Below are 23,542 nucleotides of genomic sequence, written 5' to 3' on the forward strand. Positions count from 1 at the left end.
TTTAGGGCCGCCTGTTCGTCGCCGGTCTTTACATCGACGGTGAAATGCCCCAAATGTCCACCGCATACTCGGCGATCGTCCGGTCGCTGGCAAAGTAGCCGGAGTGGGCGATGTTGACGGCGCTCATCCGCCACCAGCGCGCCGGATCGCGATAGGCGTCTTCCACCCGTTCGTGCGCTTCGGCGTAGGCGGCAAAGTCGCGCAGCACAAAATATTCATCGTTTTGCGTCAAAAGCGAATCGTAAATCGGTTCAAAGTAATCGCCGGCATCCGGGAAAAAGCCGTTGACAAGCTGGTCGACGACTTGCTTGATCCGCTTGTCGTGATGGTAATATTCATGCGCCCGGTAGCCGCCGTGCTCATAGTAGTTGAGCACTTCCTCGGCCGTCAGCCCGAACAAAAACATGTTTTCGTTCCCGACCGCCTCGGCGATTTCAACGTTCGCCCCATCAAGGGTGCCGAGCGTAAGGGCCCCGTTCATCATAAACTTCATATTGCCGGTGCCGGATGCTTCTTTGCTGGCGGTGGAAATTTGCTCGCTCACATCGGCGGCCGGGATGATCTCTTCGGCGAGCGACACGCGGTAGTTTTCCAAAAAAATGACTTTCAGCTGGTCATGGACTCGTTTATCGTTGTTCACCTTCTCGGCGACCGCATGGATGAGCTTAATGATCCGCTTGGCGTAATAGTAGCCCGGCGACGCTTTCGCCCCGAAGATAAACGTGTGCGGGTAAATCGAGAAGTGCGAATCCTCTTTCAGCCGATTGTACAAATGCATGATGTGCAGCACGTTCAACAGCTGCCGTTTGTAGGCGTGCAGCCGCTTCACTTGCACGTCGAAAATCGATGATTCATCTACAAGAATGCCCGTCTTTTCGTAAATGCGGGCGGCGAGCTTCGCTTTGCGCTGCCGCTTCACGGCGGCGAGCGCCCCTTGAAACGCCGGATCGGAAGCATGCGGCGCCAGCTCCATCAGCATTTCCGGCTCATGAATCCAGCGCGGGCCGATCGTGTCCGTAATCAACGCCGACAGCTCGGGGTTGGCTTTTAACAGCCAACGCCGGTGCGTCACGCCGTTCGTTTTATTGTTAAATTTATGCGGCGCCCATTCGTAAAACAGGCGCATTTCCCGCTGTTTCAAAATGTCGGTATGCAGCTTTGCCACCCCGTTGACGCTATGGCTGCCGGCGATGGCGAGATGCGCCATTTTCACCATCCCGTGGGCGATGATGGCCATTTGTTCAATCCGCCCCCAATCGCCGGGGTAGCGTTCCCACAGCTCGCGGCAAAACCGTTCGTTGATCTCCTCGACGATCATATAAATGCGCGGCAAGAGCGGCCGGAACAAGTGGATCGGCCATTTCTCGAGCGCTTCTGACAACGTCGTATGGTTCGTATACGCGACCGTATGGGTTGTAATGTGCCACGCCTCTTCCCAGCTCATCCCTTCTTCATCGAGCAAAATGCGCATCAATTCCGGGATGGCGAGCACCGGGTGCGTGTCATTGACATGAATGGCGACATACTCATGAAGCCGGCGCAAATCCCCGTGTTGGCGGCGATGGGCTTGGACGATGCTGCCGAGGCTGGCGGCGACGAGAAAATATTGCTGCTTGAGCCGCAAAATTTTTCCCTCGTCATGTGTATCGTCCGGGTATAAAAATTCGGAAATGGCTTCCGTTTCCCGTTTGTATTGCATGACATCTTTATGAAGCGGGAACGTCTTCGCCGGTTCGGCGCTCCAAAGCCGGAGCGTATTGACCGTGTCCGTTCCGTAGCCGACAACCGGCATATCGTACGGCACCGCCATCACGTTTTCGCTGTCAACATGGCGGAACAGAAGGCGGCCGTTTTGCTCCGACACCTCGACCCGTCCCCAAAACCGGACTTCGACCGCCAGCTCTTCTTTGCGGACTTCCCACACGTTTCCGTGGCGCAGCCATTGCTCCGGCAGTTCAACTTGATAGCCGTCGACAATCTTTTGGTCAAACAGCCCGTGTTTGTAGCGGATGCCTTGTCCGTGCCCCGGCAAATTCAATGTCGCAAGCGAATCCAAAAAACAGGCGGCAAGCCGCCCAAGCCCGCCATTGCCAAGCCCGGCGTCCGCCTCGCATTCCTCGACGTCTTCAAGCCGGATGCCGAGCTCGCGCAGCCCTTCCTCGACGACCGGACGGACACCGAGGTTTAACAAGTTGCTGCCGAGCAGGCGGCCCAATAAAAACTCAATCGACAAATAATACACTTGCTTCCGCCTTTGCGCCCGATTGCGCTCATTTGTCGCGATCCAATGACGGCTGATATGCTCACGCACCATATGGCCGAGCACATAGTAATGGTCACGCGTCGTCGACTCCTCGAACTGTTTGCCGCACAACGTTTCGAGCTTTGTCACAAACGCGCGTTTAAACGTTTCTTTATCCGCAAACAAACGTTTGTTCCTCCTTTTTGATCAGCTGTGCATAGGCCTGTTTGTATTCTCTTGCCGACCGGCGCCAGCTGTAATCGCCGCGCATCGCCCGCTCTACGAGCCGTCCCCAAACGGATGGCCGGCGGTAAAACGACAGTGCCCGACGGATCGTATACAGCATGTCATGGGCGTTAAAATTAGTAAAACTGAACCCATTCCCTTCTCCTGTTATCTCATTGTATGACTGCACCGTATCGTTTAATCCCCCGGTCTCCCGGACGATCGGGATCGTGCCATACCTTAGGGCGATCATTTGGCTTAGTCCGCACGGCTCAAACAGCGACGGCATTAAAAACAGATCGGCCCCGGCGTAGATTTGGTGGGCGAGCGGTTCATGAAAACCGATATACACTCCGACCTTGTCGGGATACGCCGCCGCCATTTGCGAGAAAAACTGTTCAAACCGCCAATCCCCGGTGCCGAGCGCGACGAGCTGCATGTTTTCCTGCATGAGGTCATGAAAGACGCACGTCACCAAATCGAGCCCCTTTTGCGCCGTCATTCTTGTCACCATCGCCACGACCGGCACATCGTCCCGCTCCGGGAGGCCAAACTGCCGCTGCAAGGCGCGCTTGTTGCGCTGTTTTCGCTCCCGCGTATGTACGTCATACGTCGCCGCCAAAAACGGATCGGTTTCCGGATTGTAAAACTCGTCGTCAATGCCGTTTAAAATGCCGCGCAAATCGTCGCGCCGCGCCCGCAGCAAGCCGTCCAACCGCTCGCCGTAATAGGCGGTTTGAATCTCCTCTTTGTACGTCGGGCTCACCGTTGTGATCAAATCGGACGCGACAAGCGCCCCTTTCATAAAGCTGACGCTGCCGTAAAACTCAAGATGGTCGACGGTGAAATAGCGGTCATCCAAATTCAATAAATCTTCTAAAATGCCGCGCGGAAACAGCCCTTGAAACTGCAAGTTGTGAATCGTAAAGACGGTGCGCATATCGGCGTAAAACGGATCATGCCGGTATTGTTCCCGCAGCAAAAACGGCACCATGCCCGTGTGCCAGTCATGGCAGTGGAGGACATCGGGCTGAAATGGGATTTCCGGCAGCGCCTCGAGCACCGCCTGGCAAAAATAGGAAAACCGCTCGCCATCGTCATAATGGCCGTACAGCTGCGGCCGTTTGAAGTAATATTCATTGTCGATGAAGTAATAGATGACCCCGTCGTGCTCGAGCTCTTCCACGCCGACATATTGGCGGCGCCACCCGACCGGCACGATGAACTCCGCCACTTTGTTCATCTTCTCTTTCCATTCAGGGGCGATCGTTTCATATTTCGGCAACATCACGCGGGCATCAACGCCGAGCCGGCGCAGCTCTTTCGGCAGCGCGCCGGCGACATCGGCCAGTCCACCCGATTTGGCGAACGGAGCGCATTCGGAAACGGCAAAGAGCACGTTCATCGGCTGATCACCTCACCTTGCACCGTTCCTTTGCGGACGATAAACGGCTGTTCCGCTGTTCCTTTTAAAACAACGCCCGGTTCGACCTTGGCGTCTTTATCGATAATGACGCCATCAAGGACACAGCCGTCGCCGATTTGGCATTTTTGCATAATAATGCTGTTTTTCACGACCGCTCCTTTGCCGATTTTGACGGAGCGAAACAAGACGCTGTTTTCGACCGTCCCTTCGATCACGCAGCCGTTGGCAATCATCGAGCGCTTCACGTTCCCTTCCCGCCCGTATTTCGTCGGCGGCTCGTCTTTCACTTTCGTATAGATCGGCCGCTCCGGGGGGAAGAGCTGTTCCCAGACGTTCCGGTTCAACAGTTCCATGCTCGAACGGAAATATTGTTCGACCGAATCGATGACCGCCGCATATCCCGTATATTCATAATCGCAAATCGACAGCGAATGGTGGTAATCGCGGACGACATCGACAATGCTATAGTAACCGCGGTGTTTGTAATCGGCGATCAAGTCAAGCAGCAGCGACGTTTCCAACAAATACATCTCAAGCGGCCGTCCGCGGTGACGAATTTCCGTCACGTCGCAGCCGCGCTCGATATGACGCTCGAGCACCGCCGCAAAGTCGATGTTGCATACCGTATAGCCGTTCGCGATGACCGTATATTTTTGCCGGCTTCGCAAAAAATAGTCGATGTGCTGCTCAAAGTGGGCGAACGCCCCGACCCGGCGCTCGCCGGAAAACAATAAATCCGGCGACGGGAAGAAAAACAGCCCGTCCCGCTTCCGGTTTAAATCCCAATTTTTCCCTGATCCCAAATGGTCCATGAGCGACCGGTATTGATATTTCGGGAAAATCGCGACACTTTCGATGCCGGAGTTGACCATGCTCGAGAGCACAAAGTCAATGAGCCGATACCGGCCGGCAAACGGCACGGCGGCGATCGACCGCTGCTCAATAAGCGGGGAGAGCGCCTCCATATACATCGTGGCATCAATGACGCCTAACATCGTCTTGTTGTTCATCACGCTTCATCCTTCCTCGCGGTTTCCTCATGATTCCATTGTGCAAGCCATTCGGCGGTCACGAGCACCACCTCGCCGTCCTCGTCCGGGCCAATCGAGGCATGCGGCGGGATGACGCAATCCGGCGTGACGATCGCCCGTTCGACATATGCTCCTGCGCTGACTTCCGCCCCCGGCATAATGACCGCTTCTTTCACGACCGCTCCTTTGCCGATGCGGACACCTTGAAACAGCACCGAGCGCTCGACCGTCCCTTCGACAACGCATCCTTCATTCACAAGCGAATCGGCCACTTCCGCCTCCGACGCGATGTATTGCGGCGGCTGGTTCGGGTTGACAGAATAAATGCGCCATGAGCGGTCGAACAAGTCGAGCTCATTGTCTTCATCCAGCAAGTCCATGTTCGCTTCCCACAAACTTTTTACCGTGCCGACATCTTTCCAATAGCCTTGAAACGGATAGGCAAACAGCCGCTTGTTCTCACGGAGCAGAAGCGGAATGATGTCTTTGCCGAAATCGTGCGACGAATGCGGGTCGGCGTTGTCGATTTTCAAGTATTGTTTCAACAGCGGCCAATTGAAAATATAAATGCCCATCGACGCCAAATTGCTCTTCGGCTCCGCCGGTTTTTCGGCAAACTCGACAATTTTCATCTCCTCATCCGTATTCATAATGCCAAACCGGCTCGCTTCATCCCATGGCACTTCAATGACGGAAATCGTCACATCGGCCCGCTTGGCGATATGATAGTCAAGCATGTGCTGGTAGTCCATTTTGTAAATATGGTCGCCGGACAGCACGAGCACGTAGTCCGGGTCGTACTGTTCGATATAATTCATATTTTGATAAATCGCGTTCGCGGTCCCTTCATACCATTTCACGCCGGACGAGACGGAATACGGCGGCAGGACGGTGACCCCGCCGTTTCGCCGGTCCAAATCCCACGCGCTTCCGATGCCGATGTACGAGTGAAGAAGGAGCGGCTGGTATTGCGTCAGCACCCCGACCGTATCGATGCCGGAATTCGTGCAGTTGCTCAACGTAAAATCAATGATCCGATACTTCCCGCCGAACGGCACGGCCGGTTTCGCGATGTTTTTCGTCAGCGAGCGAAGCCGGCTTCCTTGCCCGCCGGCCAATAACATGGCGATGCACGTCTTCTTCATTTTGCTTTCTCTCCCCTCGTTTTTGCACTGGCCGTAACACTGAAATGCCAAATGGCGGAATCGTCATGCGCACATGGTACGGCTTTCCGTGAAACGGTTCATTGAACGCCGGAAGCCGCTTCGAATTGACATGCCCTAATCCGCCAAAGTCCACCGCATCGCTGTTCAGCACTTCCCGATACGGCGTGAAAAGCGGCACGCCGACTTTGTAGTCATCATACGCCTGATTTGTGAAATTGCAAACAATGATCAACACGTCATCGTCTTTTTTCCCGCGGCGGATGAACGAGAAAATGCTTTGTTCGGCATTATGGACGTCAATCCATTCAAATCCTTGCGGGTCATGGTCGAGTTCGTAAAACGGCTTATACCGCTTATAGCAGGCGATGAGCTGTTTCATATACTCGTTCATCTTCCGGTGCAAGTCAAAGTCGAACAACACCCAATCGAGCTCTTCTTCAAACTTCCATTCGTCAAATTGGGCAAATTCGTTGCCCATAAACAACAGCTTTTTCCCGGGATGGGCCATCATGTAGCCGTACAGCAGCCGCAGCTGGGCGAACTTCTCGTCATACGCCCCCGGCATTTTGTTGAGCAGCGACTTTTTGCCGTGCACGACTTCATCGTGGGAAAACGGCAAAATGAAATTTTCTGAATACGTATAAAGGAGGGAAAACGTCACCTGGTTGTGCACATGCTTCCGCTCATGCGGCGGCGTTTCCATGTACTTCAACATGTCGTTCATCCAGCCCATGTTCCACTTATAGTTAAAGCCAAGCCCCCCTTCATACGTCGGCGCCGTCACCCGCGGCCAGTCGGTCGAGTCTTCGGCAATCATGAGCACGTTCGGGTCGTGGGCAAACACCGTCTCGTTTAACTTGCGCAAAAACTCGACCGCATACGGATTTTCATACAACCGGTCGTTGTTCGGCCAATACAGCATGTTCGCGACCGCATCGACGCGGAATCCATCGACGTGGTAATACTCAAGCCAAAACAACGCATTGGAGATGAGAAAGCTGCGCACTTCCGGCTTGCCCAAGTCAAAATTGGCCGTCCCCCAGACGTAATTTTCGCGGTCTTTTTCGTTCGCATATTCATACGTCGGGGCGCCGTCAAACATGTACAGCCCGTGGGCGTCCTTGCAAAAATGCCCCGGCACCCAATCGACGATGACCCCAAGTCCCGCTTGATGGCAGCGGTCGATGAAATGCATGAGATCGTGCGGGGTGCCATAACGGCTCGTCGCCGCGTAATACCCGGTCCCTTGATAGCCCCACGAACGGTCGAGCGGGTGCTCAACAAGCGGAAGCAGCTCGATATGCGTAAACCCATGCTCGAGCACATACGGAATGAGTTCATCGGCCATCTCGCGGTACGTATAAACATGACCATCCTTTTTCTTCCACGAACCGAAATGGAGCTCATAAATGACCATCGGTTGCTCATAAATCCGCTTCCGCCGCTTCTTCCGCTGCCAAGACTGATCGTTCCACTGGTATCCTTGCAGATCGTAGACAATCGAGGCGGTATGAGGACGCAATTCGGAGTAAAAGGCGTACGGGTCTGCTTTCAACAACACACGTCCATCCGGCGTGACGATCTCATACTTGTATAAATGCCCTTCCAAGTTTTCCGGGACAACGATCGTCCATACTCCTTCATCGTTCACTTTGGTGAGGCGGAATTTCGTCCCGTCCCAGCCGTTGAAGCTGCCGACCAGGCGCACATCGCGCGCGTGCGGCGCCCAGACGCAAAAGCGAGTGGCGGCTCTTCCGCCCTCATCGATCACATGGGCGCCAAACAGTTCGTAGCTTTTATACAAGCTGCCTTCATGAAACAAATACACTTCCAAATCCGTCGGATTCGCCGCAATCAAACCGTATCGCATCCTTTCCGAAGCAAGATGATGGCCACACAATATTCCTTATTCGTCAACGAAACACTTCATTCCTCGAAAAAGTTTTCTATATTTTTTGACAAACTTCATCATGAATGACCGTTCATGTCGAGAAATTCATTGCACACCGGTCGGTTCTTATATTATAATATATATAAATTAATAATAATTATAAAAAGAGGTGTGCTATGTCTCCTGTATCGTACGATTTCCATCATCTTCCACACGTGAAGGCGCAACGCCAATCGAAAAAAGCGCTTTGGATTACATTGGCGCTGACTGTTTTTTTCACTGTTGTCGAAATCATCGGCGGGGTGGTCTCGAACTCGCTCGCCTTATTGTCCGATTCGGCCCATATGGCGTCTGACGTGCTGGCGCTCAGCCTGAGCATGGTCGCCCTCTATATGGCGACACGCCCGCCGAACCGCCGCTTTACGTTCGGCTTTTTGCGGTTTGAAATCATTACATCGTTTTTGAACGGCCTCACCTTGGCGGTGATTGCAGTCTGGATCTTATGGGAAGGGATCGAGCGGTTTCTTCATCCCGAACCGATCCAATTCCGCCTTATGCTCGGAATCGCGGCGATCGGCCTTGTCGTCAACCTCGTCTTGACCATCGTTTTAAGCCGGAGCACAAAAGAAGAAGACAACTTAAACGTTCAAAGCGCCCTTTGGCATTTCATCGGCGACTTGATCAGCTCGATCGGCGTCATCGTATCCGCCCTGCTCATTTACTTCACCGGCTGGACGATCTTTGACCCGCTCATCAGTTTAGTGATCGCCGCCATCATTTTCACAGGCGGGGCGAAAATTATGCGCGAGTCGTACTTGATCTTAATGGAGGCCGTCCCGGAACAGTTCGACCTCGAACAAATCCGCGCCGACATCCGGAACATCGAAGGGGTCGAGGACGTGCATGACATGCATTTATGGGCCATCTCGACCGATCATTACTCGCTGTCCGCCCACGTGTTCATTGCCGAACACATCCAGCCGCTTTGCGTCATCTTGGCGGTCAATGAAATGCTGAAGGAAAAATACGGCATTGAGCATGCCACGATCCAAGTCGAACACGCCATGCTTCACGACCACGGAACCTATGGGAAGGCGTTTTTGGAGAAAAAAAAGCAGCCGCAATGACAAAGACCGCCCGTGCCGGATTGGCAAGGCGGTCTTTCGTCATTTTGCCGTCTATTGCGCTCGGCCGCTATGAAAAAACCAGCGCAGAACGCGGTTTGGCGCCACGCCCTGTGTTTCTTTCCATCATTGCAGCTGATACGTTTCTTCCCGCATCGTTCCAAGTTGTTCATACCGGATATGCCAAGACAACGCTTGTTCCAATACGTGCGGCGTATGGCCGCCGCGCTTGAGCGCTTCAGCGAAGTAATCGCGCAGCTGCGGACGGTAATCCGGATGGGCGCAATGTTCGATGATGAGCGGGGCGCGCTCGACAGGGGCGAGCCCGCGCAAATCGGCATATCCGTGTTCGGTGATGATGACATCGACATCATGCTCCGTATGGTCGACATGGGAGACGAACGGCACGATGCTCGAAATCGCCCCATGTTTGGCGCTCGATTTCGTCACAAAAATCGTCAGGCGCGCATGGCGGGCAAAGTCGCCCGAGCCGCCGATGCCGTTCATCATCTGGGTGCCGCGGACATGCGTCGAGTTCACATTTCCGTAAATATCGGCCTCAAGCGCCGTATTAATGGAAATCAAACCGAGGCGGCGGATCAGTTCAGGATGATTGGAAATCTCCTGCGGCCGCAGCACGAGTTTGCCCCGGTACGCTTCCAAGCTGTGGTACACTTGTTTCATCTTGTTTTCCGACAAGGTGATCGAACATCCCGAGGCGAACCGCACTTTCCCTGCATCAAGCAAATCGAACATCGCATCTTGCAGCACTTCCGAATACACTTCCAAGTCGCAAAATTCAGAATCCAACAAGCCGTAAAGAACCGCATTCGCGACAGAGCCGATCCCGGCCTGAATCGGCGCCAGCCGTTCGGACAGCCGCCCCGCTGCTACTTCGCGGCGAAGAAACTCGATCAAATGCTTGGCAATCGCCGCTGTTTCCGCATCCGGAGGCACAATCGTCGACGGTGAATCCGTTTGATTCGTCACGACAATTCCAGCGATTTTCTCCAGGTCAACGGGAATGCCGATCGTTCCGATCCGGTCGTCCACTTTCGTCAACGGAATCGGGGTGCGCTCCCCTTGCTTCCCGACTTCATAAATGTCATGAAACCCGTAAAGCGCTTTCGGTTGGGCGACGTTCAATTCGACAATGACCCGTCTTGCTTTTTCTACAAAAATCGACGAATTGCCGACAGACGTCGTCGGGATGATCATGCCGTCCTCCGTAATCGAAACCGCTTCCACAATAGCGTAATCAATCGGTTTCAGCACGCCGGAACGGACGAGTTCCGCCGTATGCGACAAATGCTGGTCGACAAACAGCAGCTCCCTTTCGTTAATTTTCCGGCGCATCGCGGCGTCAGCTTGAAACGGCAGCCGTTTCCGGACAATGCCTGCTTCCGCCATCATCTTGTCAATATCCGATCCGAGCGAAGCCCCTGTATAGACGTCGACTTTCAGCGGCTGCCGCTTGGCCCGTTCAATAAGCGCCGTCGGCACCGCTTTTGCGTCCCCCGCGCGGGTAAAACCGCTCAATCCGAGGGTCATGCCATCTTCAATCCATGAGGCGGCCGTTTCCGCCGTCACAATCCGCTCCCGCAACGCCTGATGGCCGATCCGTTCGAAAACAAATGGTTCCAAAGCGATTTCCCCCTTTTGTTTTTCCCTCATTATAGCGGCTCGCAAGGGGAAAATCATTCGAATTGGAGCAAAAGGGCTTTCTTTTGCGTCGAAGCAGCATTTTCCCTGCATCACGCAGAAAAACTTGCCGCTTCACAAAAATAACCGCCTGTATCGGCGGTGTCATCAAAAGCCGAGCCGTCTCCGGAAATGGCTGGCGTACGTTTGGCTGACCGGCACTTTGGAGCCGTCCTTCATCACAAGCAAAAACGTCGAGTGGGAATCCGGCTGAATTTCGGCGATGTACTCAACATTGACAATATACGACCGATGGCAGCGGATAAACCGGTCAGCCGGCAAAGAAAATTCCAATTCGGTCAAATTGTATTTATGATGGCCTCCGACGTGCATCGATTTGACGAACGTTTTCCGGTTTTGCGCTTCCAAATAAACAACCGCGTCAAACGGCACCGGAACCCAGCGGTCCATCGTCCGTATCGTCAAATACGACGTCGCCAAAAGCGGCTTTTTCGGCCAGACAGCTGTCACGCATCCTTTTGGCACCCCGTCTTCCAAAATCGGAACCGACACGCCGAAATACGGAACGCCAAACACCCGGCTGTCTTTTTGCTCTTCAATTTTCCGGCGGATCACCAACGCCTTGTAGGTGACCGAATCCGGTTTGATTTCATCACCCGGACGGATTTTCAAATCAATTTGCCGGCTCGGCTGGTAGTAAATGTACCGCCGGTCGTCGGAAATCACAAGCGATGCTTCAACGGGAAACCATTCATTCACAACTTGGCGAATGGCCGAAACAAGCAGCGAATCCATATCCCCCACCTCTTGCAAACCGTTCCATACTTTTATTTTCAGCCGCACCGCCGCGTTTGTCAAATGGCAAATCGTTTCGTTTCGCTGCCGTGGACAGCCGGTGAAAAACGAGTTTGGCGCCCCGTCTGGCCATGTCGGACCAGAAAGCCCCCCATCTGACAGCATTTCTCCAAAAGAACTGATCCGCCGGTTTTCGCTTTGATCGCCGCCGTTCGAGAAGGAATCGCCCGCTCTTTCGCGAATCCATATACATAACCGCCTTTCACGGCCGCCCCGCCAAACTGATCAAAAAGGAGGGTTCCGATGGAGATCGAGGTCATCTTGTCGTTTTTCGTCGTCGCCATATTGCTTACATTGGCGCCGGGTCCGGACATTTTATTCGTCATCGCCCAAAGCGTGTCGCAAGGCAAATGGGCGGGCATCGCCACCGCGCTCGGGCTTTGCACAGGGCTGCTTGTCCATATCAGCGCCGCCACGCTGGGCGTCTCGGCCGTCATGTACCAATCCGCCTTGGTGTTTGCCATCGTCAAGTACGCGGGCGCCGCGTATTTGCTGTACCTAGCCTGGCAGGCGTTCCGTGAACAAGACGAAGGCCTCGCCTTTGGGCGGCAGACGCCGATGGCATACGCCTCGCTGTACAAAAAAGGCATTGTCATGAACGTGCTCAACCCGAAAGTGTCGCTCTTCTTCTTGGCGCTCTTGCCGCAGTTTGTCGACGAAACAGCCGGCCATGTGCCGGGGCAGATGCTTCTATTAGGCGCCATCTTTCTCGTGCAGGCGCTCGTTGTCTTCACCTTGGTGAGCATCGGCGCGGAAAAGCTGCGCCAATGGCTCTCGGCCCACACCGCCATCACCAAGCGAATCCATTGGCTCAAAGGCGCCATCTTCGCGCTGATCGGCATTCAAATCGCCGTCAGCGAACGGTCGTAGCGGCAAGAAAAAAGAGGGCGGCTGCCCTCTTTTCTGCTCATCTCCACAACAGCGCCGCGCCTCCCAATATGAGAAGCAGGGAGAGGAACAGCACCCACGTTGACCAGAGATCGATCATTTCAAAAAACAAGGCTATTCTCCACTCACGCTCCTCCCCCTTCTTGTATGCTTCCCACTGCTGCTTAATGATCACGATCCCAAACGGAAACATCCCGATTCCCGCCACAAGGAGAATCACCGCTATTCCTTTGTCATCCGCCCCCATTTCTCCAACCAACCTCCTCACGAATCACCGCCCGCGCTTTCATTCGGATGAGAATCGTGCTTTCCGGCGCCGCCCGCCCTCGCTCACGACGCTTTCGTTTGCAGCAGCTTCACGCCAAGCCCGATAAACACGATCCCTGTCAGCCGATTCATCCAAAGCGCCGCTTTCGCATGTTGGCGCACCCGTTTCGTCGCCAGCGCGGCGACATAGACGACGCCAAGCCCCCACAGCGTGCTCGTCACCACGAACGAAACGCCGAGCAGCAGAAACGGAAGCGGACCGTACGGCTGAGCCGTTTCGATGAACTGCGGCAAAAACGAAAGGAAAAACAGCGCCACTTTCGGATTCATCACATTCGTTGTCACGCCTTGCCAATAAATCTTGTTCAGCTTCATCGGCGCCAACTCCCCCGACTCCGACGCGGGCGGCGCCGGCTGCCGCATCATTTTCACCCCAAGGTACACCAAATACGCCGCCCCGGCGATTTTAATCGCCGTAAACAATACAACCGACCGCTGCAAAACTATCGCCAAACCAAACGCCGCCAGCAGCGTATGAACGAGCACCCCCGTCGAGATGCCCAACACCGAATAAACGCCTGCTTTCCTCCCTTGCGCCACACTGCGGCCCATAATATACATCGTGTCCACGCCCGGAGTAGCATGCATCAAAATCGACGCAAGCAAATACATTCCGTAGCTGGTAATGCCTAACATCCTTCTCCCCCCTCGTTGCGATGAGCGATCTGTTCCGAAAAGACCATGTATACCTTACATTATCGTCTCCACTCGCACGGTTTTCAATATGTATATTGGCCATTTTCCTAGTTTTTGAGGACAGAACCCGCCTGACAGCCTCAAAGGTTTGCAGTCTGCCGGAAACGGAAGTTCCTCCCTATCTTTTTGAAAATGGTGTCAGACCACCTTTTCCATCCAGCCCGACACCTTCGAAACAGATTACCCGCCCGCTGAAAGACCGGCGAAAACCTATGGATTCCCCGGATTGGCGGGAAATCGCAAGAAGAGGAAAGGACGGCGCCGCAAGGGTTTTCCGTTTGCGAAACAGCGCGAAAAGCCGCATCTCCCTAACATCTCCCATCCTTCCCAACACGCAAAAATCTCTTGTCCCTCCTCAAATGATTTGTGCTAAAATGGAATTGGACGTCCCCACACGGCTGCACATATCCCCACTGATCGTTGAACCCTTTGACCAAGCCCTGCATCGACGAGATCCAGACGCGCTGGCAACGTAGAAAGAGCCTTGGAGAGTGAGCCCGAATCACCGCCAGTTAACAAAGGGAAAGGAGATCCATATGGAAGCGCTCTTGAACCAAATTTTGAGCCACCTCGATCAATTGCACACAAACGTCGGTGCCTTGACATCCGACGTCAATGACATCAAAGCGAACATGGCCACGAAAGACGAACTCGCTGCACTCCGCTCCAAAGTAAACGACATCGAAACGAAGATGGCCACGAAAGACGAACTCGCTGCACTCCAGTCCAAAGTAAACGACATCGAAACGAACATGGCCACCAAAGACGAACTCGCCGAACTCCGATCCAAAGTGGACGACATCGAGGCGAACATGGCCACCAAAGACGAGCTCGCCGAGCTCCGATCCAAAGTAAACGAAATCGAGGCGAACATGGCCACGAAAGATGAACTCGCTGCACTCCGCTCCAAAGTAAACGACATCGAAACGAACATGGCCACGAAAGATGAGCTCGCTGCACTCCGCTCCACTGTGGACGAGCTCCAGTCCAAAGTAAGCGATATCGAAATGAACATGGCCACCAAAGACGAACTCGCCGAGCTCCGATCCAAAGTGGACGACATCGAGGCGAACATGGCCACGAAAGATGAGCTCGCCGAACTTCGCTCCACTGTGGACGAGCTCCAGTCCAAAGTAAACGACATCGAAGCGAACATGGCGACCAAAGAGGAACTGGCTGCACTCCAGTCCAACGTAAACGACATCCAAGCCAACATGGCAACCAAAGACGATCTTGTTCCTATCCGACAAGCGGTCATGGAAATCAATCACATTGTCAAAAGGATCGAAGTCAACCAAGAGCGCCATGAGCACATTTTGGCCATCCTCTCCAAACGCTCAATCGAACATGAGGCATCCATCGCCAGCCTGCGGCACGCGCAATAATGGGACAAGGGGCGAGCTGTGCAGCCCCGCAAGAAAAACCATTCCTTTCAGACAAAGACCGCGGGGACGATCCCTCACTCAGCAGCGTTTGGGCCTTGCGCAACGTTGGAGCCTTGGCTGCGATGTCCATGAAAGCACGAAACCCCATCCGGGAGGGGACAAGCGTCTTCCCGGATGGGGCTCATGGAAACTGGCGATCGGTCTGTTGAAATAAGCCAAATTCATCCTCGCTTAGTTTAAAAGGAACGCATATTTTTTACCATACCCTTGACGAAAAAGCGGTTCATCCATTTTCGACTGTCGGAGGCAAGCCACAAACTTGTCTCCGTCACGCCTTGACGTGACGAAAGACCGAACAACCGCCTGCTTCACGGATCTATATATGGGTCTGAAAGCGGCGTTGTTCGGTCGCCCGACAGTCAATCAAATGCTTGGTAAAAGCTGCAAATGTTAAAGCTTCAAATTGCATCTATATGGCGCCACGGGTACATTCCTTTAGTGAAACAAGATTCCGACATAATGTGCGGATAGACGGCAAGTCAGCGGCCGTTCCCCCCGCTTTCGCTCAGCGTCCGAGCGTTGTTGGTGTTTTCGAATGGCCGGTTTTCGCTTCTTTCCGGGGCAGCAGCGCCAATTCATATTGAGCGAACCCGCTCGGCAACGTCGTCACATAGCGGATGCTGCCGTCTTGCGGCAAGTATTTTTGCGCTTCCGGCGACGATTCAAAGGAAACCGTCACCGGCGTTTTTCCTTTCACCGGCGCAAACCGCCAGTTGCCGTCCGCCGATGGGTTAATCGTTCCGTTTTCCCGAATGTAATCGATGATCACTTGCCGGTTCTCATCCGGGGCAGCCAAAATCGTGTTTTTCCCGTCCGGATTGATGAGCCGGTTCGTCGTCGCCCGATAGTTGTTCGTTGCGACAACAAACTCCATGTTCGGCGTCACTGGCTTGCCTTCGAATCTCAAGTTTTTAATCCGATTCGCTTTCGGGTTGATCACATTTTGGTTTTTGTCGTATTTCGCCGGCTCGGTGACATCGATCTCGTACGTCACCCCATCAATAATGTCGAAGTTGTATGTCGGGAAATCGTTGTTGACGAGCGGCTGAACGCCTGTCTTGTCCGGATCGATCTGGTTGAATTGCCCCGCCGACCACTCAAGCCATTCTTTCAACTCGGCTCCCGTAATTTTCAACGCATACACCGTGTTCGGATACAAGTACAAATCGGCGACGTTTTTAATGGCGATTTCCCCGGCCGGGATGTCGGTATAATAGCTCGCCCCTCCGCGTCCGCCGGCTTTGAACGGAGCGCCGGCCGACAGCACCGGAAGCCCTTCATATTTCGTCCCTTTCAACATTCTTTCGACATACCATTTTTGCGCATTTGTGACGATTTGCACCGACGGATCGTCTTTTACAAGCGCAAAATAGCTGTTGATCGGGCTCGTCGTTTTCCCAACCGGGCTGCGGACGTACTGAATCGTCGCTTCATGTTCCGCTTGGATCGCCTGTTCAACAGCCGGGTCGCTGTCAACGAGCGGCGTTTTCGTCGCCTTGTCATACACTGGACGGAGCTGGGCTTTCGCTTGCGTCACCTTCCATGTTCCGTCCACTTGCTCGACCGTCAAGTCGATCACCCCGAGCGTGTCGCCCCACGACCCCGGCATCGTCACTGGAACACCGTTCATCGTGCCCGTTTCATTGTTGATTCCGTTCCCGTCCGGAAAATCCGGCGCCGTTCCCGGAAGCGCCGGGAATTTTTTATGCTGGTGACCCGTCAACACGGCGTCGACTCCTGGAATTTGCGTCAAATAATATGATGCATTTTCCATATTCAGGCTGTTTCCGCCGGTCTCAACGCCCGAGTGCGACAGCACGACGATCAAATCGGCCCCTTCCGCTTTCATTCTCGGAATATACTTTTGCGCCGATTGCACGATGTCTTTCGCCACCACTTTCCCTTGCAAATTCGCTTTGTCCCAATCCATAATTTGCGGCGGCACAAAGCCGATGACGCCGATCTTCAGCGTATGTTTCTCCCCGTCCTCGTCAACGACTTCTTTCTCTAAAATTTGATAAGGCGTAAAATAGTTGACATCGTTATCCGGATTTTGGTCGTGGTCATCATGATATACGTTCGCATTCACGATCGGCAGCTTGGCGTCGTCATACACTTCATTGAGGAAATCCAAGCCATAGTTGAATTCATGGTTTCCGACCGTCGCCGCATCATACTTCAACAAATGCAACAGCTTCACCGCCGGATGCACTTCGCCGTCTTGCAGCGGCTTCACTTTGGCTACATAATCACCAAGCGGCGTTCCTTGAATCAAATCTCCATTGTCAAACAGAAGCGTATTCGGCTGTTCAGCGCGCGCCTGCTCGATCAAACGCGCTGTTTTCGACAATCCAAACTCATTCGTCGGACTGTCTTTGAAATAGTCATAGTTCACAAGATTCATATGTACGTCCGTCGTCTCCAAAATGCGCAGCTTGACGACATCTTGGTCCTCAGCACCCGCCGACGTCGACAGCAGCGACGAAGAGACGAGCCCAAGCGCCAACACTACACTCGCTGCCGCCTTGTTCCTCCGTTTTCCCAACACCCATCCCCTCCGAGTATGAAATGATTAGTATCGTCATTATCATATCATAATAGTTAAAAAGTTTTGAGAGGAAAAAGCAGCATAATTGACACTCCACACTTTTTTCGACAAGCGAAAGACCAGCTGAAGCTCGATGGGTACCGTGTTCGTCAGATTCGAGCGGTGAAACGGTATTGGATTTTGATGCAGCTTGCTTATGTGTACAGTATAGTCGAGTCCAACCAGGATTTCTCTACGGGCTTGATCTTCCCCAAACGAAGAAAAGGCATCGTCTCGTCGAGTTTATTTACCATGCAGCGAAGCAAGATATTCCCATTGATGTTGTCAAAAAACAGCTCCATGTGGCATAAGGGATACCCTGTTTATCTCTTTTTACATGGTAATTATTGTTATGAAAATTGTTCATCTACAGTTTATTTAGTCTCCTACTACGCTGACACGCGCGACGGACTGCCGATCATCGGCGTATATGACGAACACCCGAATTGCTATTTCGTCTATGTCTATGGAGGCAACGGAGCCGTCTGCAGCATGGCGCTCGCCAAATGCCTGCGCGACTGGATCGGGGCCGGCCAAAGCGACAACGCCCAGCTCTACTTGCCGGACCGTCCGCTTGTCTCGGCGTTGTCTTCGTAATTCCTGTTCGGAATCCAACGAATTGTTTGGGCGCGTCATCGGCAAGCCGCTCCTCTTCCCAGCACACGGAGAGAGGGGCGGCTTTTGCTTCGCATGCGGCAAAACGCTTTTATTCATCTTTGATCCGAACGTCGAATTCCGTTCGTTCATGGGCGTCTTTGATTTGAATCGTCCAAGTGTCCGCTTGTTTGTCATAATGAACAGCCCGAATCACAGGAATCATCTGCTCGAGCCGACTCTCTTCTTGTTTCAACGCTTGGCGAATCGCCTCCTCCTCCGATAAGCTGGCGCCATCACGCGGAGAGCTTGGCACAACCAATACTTTGCCCGCCTTCCCTTGGCCTGGATACGATTCAGCAATCCCCCCATCCATCCACACTTGAACTTTTTGACCAATGTTCACCCGCGCTGGTGCGTTGGAAACCAAGATGGCGTTATAGAACTCTTTAAGCCCTCCTGTAGAACGAAAATCTTGCGGGTCCGAACTGACAACCAAAATGCTTCCCCCTTCTTTTCTCACGACATACCCTTCAATCGCATAGCGACCAACCGGCTCGCTGCAGCCGACCAACCAAACACTCCACACCGCGGCAATGAAAACAAGCCATGTTTTCATCCCAGTACCACCCTTTTTGTTATAGTTAGTCGGATGAGCGAACACATCGTTTCATCCTTCTTAAATTAAAACGCCTCACTGACCGTCTTGGCTTGCATGTGAAGGAGCAAGTAGTCAGGGCCGCCAGCTTTTGAATCCATGCGGAGACGGTGGGAGTAAAACTATATCATGTGAAACCTTGATATTTCAAAGTTTCAAAGCCTCTATTTCTTGCATTGTGCAAAATTTGTGCAAAATTATTTTCAGTGTGTCTATCCATGCAAAAAAGGCGGAGTGATCCGCCTTTTCTTTAACCAAAATAAGCGATAATTAAACCCTCGACAAACAACGCCTACACTTCTTCCAACTGAACCTGCTTACAAATAATTTTTAGCAGCGGCTCTTTATAATCAAAGGTATAGATATGAAAATGGCCAAATCCACTTGAATTTACTTCTACATTTTCGAAGCGAATAATGGTAAACAAGCTATCAAAATGGAGATCATCCCTTGACATTTCTAGTATTGCCTGTTTCGTTTTGTACTTCACAGCCAGGCAATCCTTAAAATGCAATACTAATGTTCTGTTTTTCTCTCTATTCTCCTGTGTATCCCAATAATAGTCGATGGTTATGCATAAATCTAACGGATTATTCCATTTCATATCCGTTATAATGCTATCCGTGAAGTCAAAATGATCTTTGATTTCTCTATAATTGTTGGCGATAATCATTTTATTCACCTACTCTTCAAAATAAAATTTTGAATTTCGTTAGATATGGCATCGAACCGCTCGATATATTCATCGTATTTGCTGGGATCGCTTTCGTTTTTCATTTCTCCGAACAATTTAATCAAATCACTTAATTTCATTTTCATCGAGAGCCGATCCTCAAGGTAATAAACGAGATGGAACAAAAAGAATCTCGGCAGGTCGACCTCGCGATGGCGGAGCTGTATCATGCCAAATAGCCATGCAAAATTCGTGCAAAATTTTTTCGGATTCTATCGTTTTTTTGGGGATTCCCAAAAAATGAAAAACGACCGCGAACGCGGTCGTATCAAGGGTTTCACGATTGTTCATCGTGAGCTATCGAATACTAATGATGCCGATGGTGGGAGTCGAACCCACACGGGGGGCTACCCCACACGATTTTGAGTCGTGCGCGTCTGCCAATTCCGCCACATCGGCGCGACATGTATTATTCTATCACATTACTTCATGTCTGTCAACACTTTTTATATTCATTAGATGGAGGCGGCACCCGGATTCGAACCGGGGGTAAAGGTTTTGCAGACCTCTGCCTTACCACTTGGCTATGCCGCCTTGATCGAGAGCGGAAGACGGGACTCGAACCCGCGACCCCCACCTTGGCAAGGTGGTGTTCTACCACTGAACTACTTCCGCATTATTGGCTGGGGTAGCTGGATTCGAACCAACGCATCACGGAGTCAAAGTCCGTTGCCTTACCGCTTGGCTATACCCCAACGCCAAAAAATGAAGGGCGACTAGTGGGAATCGAACCCACGCATGCCAGAGCCACAATCTGGTGCGTTAACCACTTCGCCATAGCCGCCATAATCGCAATCAAAATGGCAGGGGCAGTAGGAATCGAACCCACACCGGAGGTTTTGGAGACCTCTGTTCTACCATTAAACTATGCCCCTTCAATCATGGTGGAGGGGGACGGATTCGAACCGCCGAACCCAAAGGGAGCGGATTTACAGTCCGCCGCGTTTAGCCACTTCGCTACCCCTCCAAGGAATGGTGCCGACTGCAGGACTTGAACCCGCAACCTACTGATTACGATTCAGTTGCTCTACCAATTGAGCTAAGTCGGCGCAATCAGAATGACAATGTGACTCGTTGCGTGCTTTTTGTGCCTCTTCCTCTACAAGCCGATTCAAGGAAGCTGGATGCGTCGAGGCAACTCGCAGCTAATTCGATGATGCCGATGCTCGTCTCTACCAATTGAGCTAAGTCGGCGCAATCAGAATGACAATGTGACTCATTGCGTGCTTTTTGTGCCTCTTCCTCTACAAGCTGATTCGAAGAAGCTCGATCAATGATGCCGATGCTCGTCTCTACCAATTGAGCTAAGCCGGCACATTTAAAATGAGACAATGGTGGCTCGGGACGGAATCGAACCGCCGACACAAGGATTTTCAGTCCTTTGCTCTACCGACTGAGCTACCGAGCCGTATTAGGTTTTATGCTGTTTACCTGTTGTGCCCTGTGCCTCTTCCTCTACAAGCTGATTCGAGAAAGCCGGATGCGTCAAGGCAACTCGCAGCCAATTCGATGATGTGAATGCTCGTTTCTACCGACTGAGCTGCTGAGCCGTCTTTTTTCATAATTTTGAAACAGTGGCGGTCCCGACGGGACTCGAACCCGCGATCTCCTGCGTGACAGGCAGGCATGTTAACCACTACACTACGGGACCAATTTGGTTGCGGGGGCAGGATTTGAACCTGCGACCTTCGGGTTATGAGCCCGACGAGCTACCGGACTGCTCCACCCCGCGACGATAGAAAATTCAACTGGTTTTCATAATGCTCTGAGTGTGCTATTCATTGCCCCTTCCTCTGCAAGCTGTTTCAAGGAAGCTGGATGCGTCGGGGCAACTCGAAGTGAATTCGATGAAGCAAAGGCTCGTTGCTCCACCCCGCGACGATAAAATCTTTGCAAATAATGGTGGAGGATGACGGGATCGAACCGCCGACCCCTTGCTTGTAAGGCAAGTGCTCTCCCAGCTGAGCTAATCCTCCACGAAGAAGTGACCCGTACGGGATTCGAACCCGTGTTACCGCCGTGAAAGGGCGGTGTCTTAACCACTTGACCAACGGGCCACGGTTTTGGATGGTGGCGGAGAGCAAGGGATTCGAACCCTTGAGGCGCTATTCACGCCTACACGATTTCCAATCGTGCTCCTTCGACCACTCGGACAGCTCTCCACGATGGCTCCGCAGGCAGGATTCGAACCTGCGACCAATCGGTTAACAGCCGATTGCTCTACCACTGAGCTACTGCGGAATGACATCACTTTAGACATTTACTATTATAATGATTCGCACTGAGCTGTCAAGGACTTTTTTTCATTCCTTCAAAACTAGATAACCGTTGTCGGAAGAAGCGGCGCTTGCGCTTTTCCTGCTGTCTAGCTTCGGCTCGCCGCCGCTCGGGGTCAAATAACCTTCGCCTTCGGGATTGCAAATCCCTGCAGGCGAAGAACATTTGCCCATCGCGGCGACCCGCTCGCCTGCGCTTTTCTAATTAGGTTAAGCCCTCGATCGATTAGTATCCGTCAGCTGCACGTGTCGCCACGCTTCCACCTCGGACCTATCGACCTCGTCATCTTCGAGGGATCTTACTCGCTTTACGCGATGGGAAATCTCATCTTGAGGGGGGCTTCACGCTTAGATGCTTTCAGCGCTTATCCCGTCCGCACATAGCTACCCAGCGGTGCCCCTGGCGGGACAACTGGTACACCAGCGGTGCGTCCATCCCGGTCCTCTCGTACTAAGGACAGCTCCTCGCAAATTTCCTACGCCCACGACGGATAGGGACCGAACTGTCTCACGACGTTCTGAACCCAGCTCGCGTACCGCTTTAATGGGCGAACAGCCCAACCCTTGGGACCGACTACAGCCCCAGGATGCGATGAGCCGACATCGAGGTGCCAAACCTCCCCGTCGATGTGGACTCTTGGGGGAGATCAGCCTGTTATCCCCGGGGTAGCTTTTATCCGTTGAGCGATGGCCCTTCCATGCGGAACCACCGGATCACTAAGCCCGACTTTCGTCCCTGCTCGACCTGTCCGTCTCGCAGTCAAGCTCCCTTGTGCCTTTGCACTCTCCGAATGATTTCCAACCATTCTGAGGGAACCTTTGGGCGCCTCCGTTACCTTTTGGGAGGCGACCGCCCCAGTCAAACTGCCCACCTGACACTGTCTCCCACCCCGATAAGGGGTGCGGGTTAGAATTTCAATACCGCCAGGGTGGTATCCCACCGCCGCCTCCACCGAAGCTGGCGCTCCGACTTCTCTGGCTCCCACCTATCCTGTACAAGCGATACCAAAATTCCATATCAGGCTGCAGTAAAGCTCCACGGGGTCTTTCCGTCCTGTCGCGGGTAACCTGCATCTTCACAGGTAATATAATTTCACCGGGTCTCTCGTTGAGACAGTGCCCAAGTCGTTACACCTTTCGTGCGGGTCGGAACTTACCCGACAAGGAATTTCGCTACCTTAGGACCGTTATAGTTACGGCCGCCGTTTACTGGGGCTTCGGTTCGCACCTTCGCTTGCGCTAAGCGCTCCCCTTAACCTTCCAGCACCGGGCAGGTGTCAGCCCCTATACGTCGCCTTTCGGCTTCGCAGAGACCTGTGTTTTTGATAAACAGTCGCTTGGGCCTTTTCACTGCGGCTCGTTCGGGCTCTTCACCCAAACGAGCACCCCTTCTCCCGAAGTTACGGGGTCATTTTGCCGAGTTCCTTAACGAGAGTTCTCCCGCGCGCCTTAGGATTCTCTCCTCGCCTACCTGTGTCGGTTTGCGGTACGGGCACCTCTTCCCTCGCTAGAGGCTTTTCTTGGCAGTGTGAAATCGGGGACTTCCGGATAACTCCGTCGCCGTCACCGCTTGGCCTTTTTGATCCGCGGATTTGCCTACGGATCAGCCTTGCGGCTTGGACAGGCTCTTCCAACCGCCTGCTCGCCCTATCCTCCTGCGTCCCCCCATTGCTCAAACGGGAAGGAGGTGGTACAGGAATCTCCACCTGTTGTCCA

Annotated in this window: 16 protein-coding genes, 15 tRNA genes, 1 rRNA gene and 2 pseudogenes (1 of these 34 only partly in view); 5 read left to right on the plus strand and 29 right to left on the minus strand. The window is 53.0% G+C overall.

The features are described 5' to 3' along the window. Nucleotides 1-28 precede the first annotated feature (28 nt). The 5 genes from M493_RS13920 to glgB are packed head-to-tail and all read right to left on the minus strand — an operon-like array spanning nucleotide 29 to nucleotide 7,960. Nucleotides 29-2,428 carry a glycogen/starch/alpha-glucan phosphorylase gene (locus M493_RS13920; RefSeq protein WP_020961014.1) on the minus strand — a complete coding sequence of 800 codons (2,400 nt, stop codon included), beginning with the start codon at nucleotides 2,426-2,428 and terminating at the stop codon, nucleotides 29-31. Beyond that, the gene (glgA, locus tag M493_RS13925; RefSeq protein ID WP_020961015.1) at nucleotides 2,415-3,872 is read right to left on the minus strand and encodes a glycogen synthase GlgA; all 1,458 of its coding nucleotides are present in this window, start codon (nucleotides 3,870-3,872) and stop codon (nucleotides 2,415-2,417) included. Before glgA ends, M493_RS13920 begins: the two co-directional genes overlap by 14 nt. Next, nucleotides 3,869-4,903 carry a sugar phosphate nucleotidyltransferase gene (locus M493_RS13930; protein ID WP_020961016.1) on the minus strand — a complete coding sequence of 345 codons (1,035 nt, stop codon included), beginning with the start codon at nucleotides 4,901-4,903 and terminating at the stop codon, nucleotides 3,869-3,871. Before M493_RS13930 ends, glgA begins: the two co-directional genes overlap by 4 nt. Continuing rightward, nucleotides 4,903-6,069 (minus strand): glucose-1-phosphate adenylyltransferase, encoded by a 1,167-nt coding sequence (locus M493_RS17835; protein WP_023817719.1) that lies wholly within the window; start codon nucleotides 6,067-6,069, stop codon nucleotides 4,903-4,905. The genes M493_RS13930 and M493_RS17835 overlap by 1 nt, the downstream gene beginning before the upstream one ends. Beyond that, nucleotides 5,951-7,960, minus strand: coding sequence for a 1,4-alpha-glucan branching enzyme (gene glgB / locus M493_RS13940; protein ID WP_020961018.1), 2,010 nt, complete (start codon nucleotides 7,958-7,960; stop codon nucleotides 5,951-5,953). Before glgB ends, M493_RS17835 begins: the two co-directional genes overlap by 119 nt. A gap of 197 nt (nucleotides 7,961-8,157) precedes the next feature. Here glgB and M493_RS13945 point away from each other — a divergent pair, with 197 nt between their 5' ends. Further along, the gene (locus tag M493_RS13945; protein WP_020961019.1) at nucleotides 8,158-9,108 is read left to right on the plus strand and encodes a cation diffusion facilitator family transporter; all 951 of its coding nucleotides are present in this window, start codon (nucleotides 8,158-8,160) and stop codon (nucleotides 9,106-9,108) included. A gap of 123 nt (nucleotides 9,109-9,231) precedes the next feature. Here M493_RS13945 and M493_RS13950 read toward each other — a convergent pair whose 3' ends face one another. Beyond that, nucleotides 9,232-10,779, minus strand: coding sequence for an acetyl-CoA hydrolase/transferase family protein (locus M493_RS13950; RefSeq protein ID WP_235183435.1), 1,548 nt, complete (start codon nucleotides 10,777-10,779; stop codon nucleotides 9,232-9,234). Nucleotides 10,780-10,914: 135 nt separating this feature from the next. Continuing rightward, on the minus strand, nucleotides 10,915-11,562 hold the full coding sequence (locus tag M493_RS13955) for a LytTR family DNA-binding domain-containing protein (protein ID WP_020961021.1): 648 nt from the start codon (nucleotides 11,560-11,562) through the stop codon (nucleotides 10,915-10,917). A 303-nt stretch (nucleotides 11,563-11,865) separates the two neighbouring features. Between M493_RS13955 and M493_RS13965 the strand changes: the two genes are divergently transcribed. Beyond that, nucleotides 11,866-12,492: a LysE family translocator gene (locus tag M493_RS13965; protein ID WP_020961023.1), complete on the plus strand. Its 627-nt coding sequence runs from the start codon at nucleotides 11,866-11,868 to the stop codon at nucleotides 12,490-12,492. A gap of 37 nt (nucleotides 12,493-12,529) precedes the next feature. On the opposite strand, the gene M493_RS13970 is transcribed toward M493_RS13965, so the two are convergent. Further along, a complete protein-coding gene (locus M493_RS13970; protein ID WP_020961024.1) occupies nucleotides 12,530-12,757 on the minus strand; it encodes a hypothetical protein in 228 nt (75 codons plus the stop codon). Nucleotides 12,758-12,840: 83 nt separating this feature from the next. Then, entirely contained in the window at nucleotides 12,841-13,473 is a 633-nt protein-coding gene (locus M493_RS13975) for a LysE family translocator (RefSeq protein WP_020961025.1), read from the minus strand. 596 nt (nucleotides 13,474-14,069) lie between these two features. Here M493_RS13975 and M493_RS13980 point away from each other — a divergent pair. Continuing rightward, nucleotides 14,070-14,918: a hypothetical protein gene (locus M493_RS13980; protein ID WP_020961026.1), complete on the plus strand. Its 849-nt coding sequence runs from the start codon at nucleotides 14,070-14,072 to the stop codon at nucleotides 14,916-14,918. Nucleotides 14,919-15,483: 565 nt separating this feature from the next. On the opposite strand, the gene M493_RS13985 is transcribed toward M493_RS13980, so the two are convergent. Next, nucleotides 15,484-17,526: a bifunctional 2',3'-cyclic-nucleotide 2'-phosphodiesterase/3'-nucleotidase gene (locus M493_RS13985; RefSeq protein WP_051391569.1), complete on the minus strand. Its 2,043-nt coding sequence runs from the start codon at nucleotides 17,524-17,526 to the stop codon at nucleotides 15,484-15,486. A gap of 99 nt (nucleotides 17,527-17,625) precedes the next feature. Between M493_RS13985 and M493_RS18355 the strand changes: the two are divergent. Further along, nucleotides 17,626-17,876: pseudogene (locus tag M493_RS18355) on the plus strand (IS701 family transposase); the annotation flags it as partial. Then, the gene (locus M493_RS18360) at nucleotides 17,866-18,162 is read left to right on the plus strand and encodes an FAD-binding oxidoreductase (RefSeq protein WP_128754844.1); all 297 of its coding nucleotides are present in this window, start codon (nucleotides 17,866-17,868) and stop codon (nucleotides 18,160-18,162) included. The pseudogene M493_RS18355 and the gene M493_RS18360, both read left to right, overlap by 11 nt. Before the next feature lie 109 nt (nucleotides 18,163-18,271). On the opposite strand, the gene M493_RS13990 is transcribed toward M493_RS18360, so the two are convergent. The 19 genes and pseudogenes from M493_RS13990 to M493_RS14075 form a co-directional block, all read right to left on the minus strand. Continuing rightward, on the minus strand, nucleotides 18,272-18,778 hold the full coding sequence (locus M493_RS13990; RefSeq protein ID WP_020961030.1) for a YobA family protein: 507 nt from the start codon (nucleotides 18,776-18,778) through the stop codon (nucleotides 18,272-18,274). Between the two features lie 65 nt (nucleotides 18,779-18,843). Beyond that, a pseudogene (locus tag M493_RS19110) lies at nucleotides 18,844-18,915 on the minus strand (hypothetical protein); the annotation flags it as partial. 194 nt (nucleotides 18,916-19,109) lie between these two features. Continuing rightward, the gene (locus tag M493_RS13995) at nucleotides 19,110-19,490 is read right to left on the minus strand and encodes a hypothetical protein (RefSeq protein ID WP_020961031.1); all 381 of its coding nucleotides are present in this window, start codon (nucleotides 19,488-19,490) and stop codon (nucleotides 19,110-19,112) included. Between the two features lie 374 nt (nucleotides 19,491-19,864). Beyond that, nucleotides 19,865-19,949 (minus strand) — tRNA-Leu (locus M493_RS14000). 61 nt (nucleotides 19,950-20,010) lie between these two features. Beyond that, nucleotides 20,011-20,084: transfer RNA gene (locus M493_RS14005), tRNA-Cys, on the minus strand. A 9-nt stretch (nucleotides 20,085-20,093) separates the two neighbouring features. Beyond that, nucleotides 20,094-20,165, minus strand: a tRNA-Gly gene (locus M493_RS14010). A gap of 5 nt (nucleotides 20,166-20,170) precedes the next feature. Then, nucleotides 20,171-20,245, minus strand: a tRNA-Gln gene (locus M493_RS14015). Nucleotides 20,246-20,261: 16 nt separating this feature from the next. Beyond that, a tRNA-His gene (locus tag M493_RS14020) sits at nucleotides 20,262-20,334 on the minus strand. Nucleotides 20,335-20,351: 17 nt separating this feature from the next. Then, nucleotides 20,352-20,425: transfer RNA gene (locus M493_RS14025), tRNA-Trp, on the minus strand. A 7-nt stretch (nucleotides 20,426-20,432) separates the two neighbouring features. Then, nucleotides 20,433-20,517: transfer RNA gene (locus tag M493_RS14030), tRNA-Tyr, on the minus strand. A gap of 6 nt (nucleotides 20,518-20,523) precedes the next feature. Then, nucleotides 20,524-20,599, minus strand: a tRNA-Thr gene (locus M493_RS14035). Between the two features lie 283 nt (nucleotides 20,600-20,882). Beyond that, nucleotides 20,883-20,958, minus strand: a tRNA-Phe gene (locus tag M493_RS14040). A gap of 167 nt (nucleotides 20,959-21,125) precedes the next feature. After that, nucleotides 21,126-21,201: transfer RNA gene (locus tag M493_RS14045), tRNA-Asp, on the minus strand. A gap of 4 nt (nucleotides 21,202-21,205) precedes the next feature. Further along, a tRNA-Met gene (locus M493_RS14050) sits at nucleotides 21,206-21,282 on the minus strand. 168 nt (nucleotides 21,283-21,450) lie between these two features. After that, a tRNA-Val gene (locus tag M493_RS14055) sits at nucleotides 21,451-21,526 on the minus strand. 9 nt (nucleotides 21,527-21,535) lie between these two features. Continuing rightward, nucleotides 21,536-21,607 (minus strand) — tRNA-Glu (locus M493_RS14060). A gap of 14 nt (nucleotides 21,608-21,621) precedes the next feature. Then, nucleotides 21,622-21,712, minus strand: a tRNA-Ser gene (locus tag M493_RS14065). Nucleotides 21,713-21,716: 4 nt separating this feature from the next. Next, nucleotides 21,717-21,791: transfer RNA gene (locus M493_RS14070), tRNA-Asn, on the minus strand. A 241-nt stretch (nucleotides 21,792-22,032) separates the two neighbouring features. Further along, nucleotides 22,033-23,542 (minus strand): 23S ribosomal RNA (locus M493_RS14075); it runs 1,418 nt beyond the window's last position.

Origin of the sequence: Geobacillus genomosp. 3 (assembly GCF_000445995.2) — a bacterium.
Classification (GTDB): Bacteria; Bacillota; Bacilli; order Bacillales; family Anoxybacillaceae; genus Geobacillus.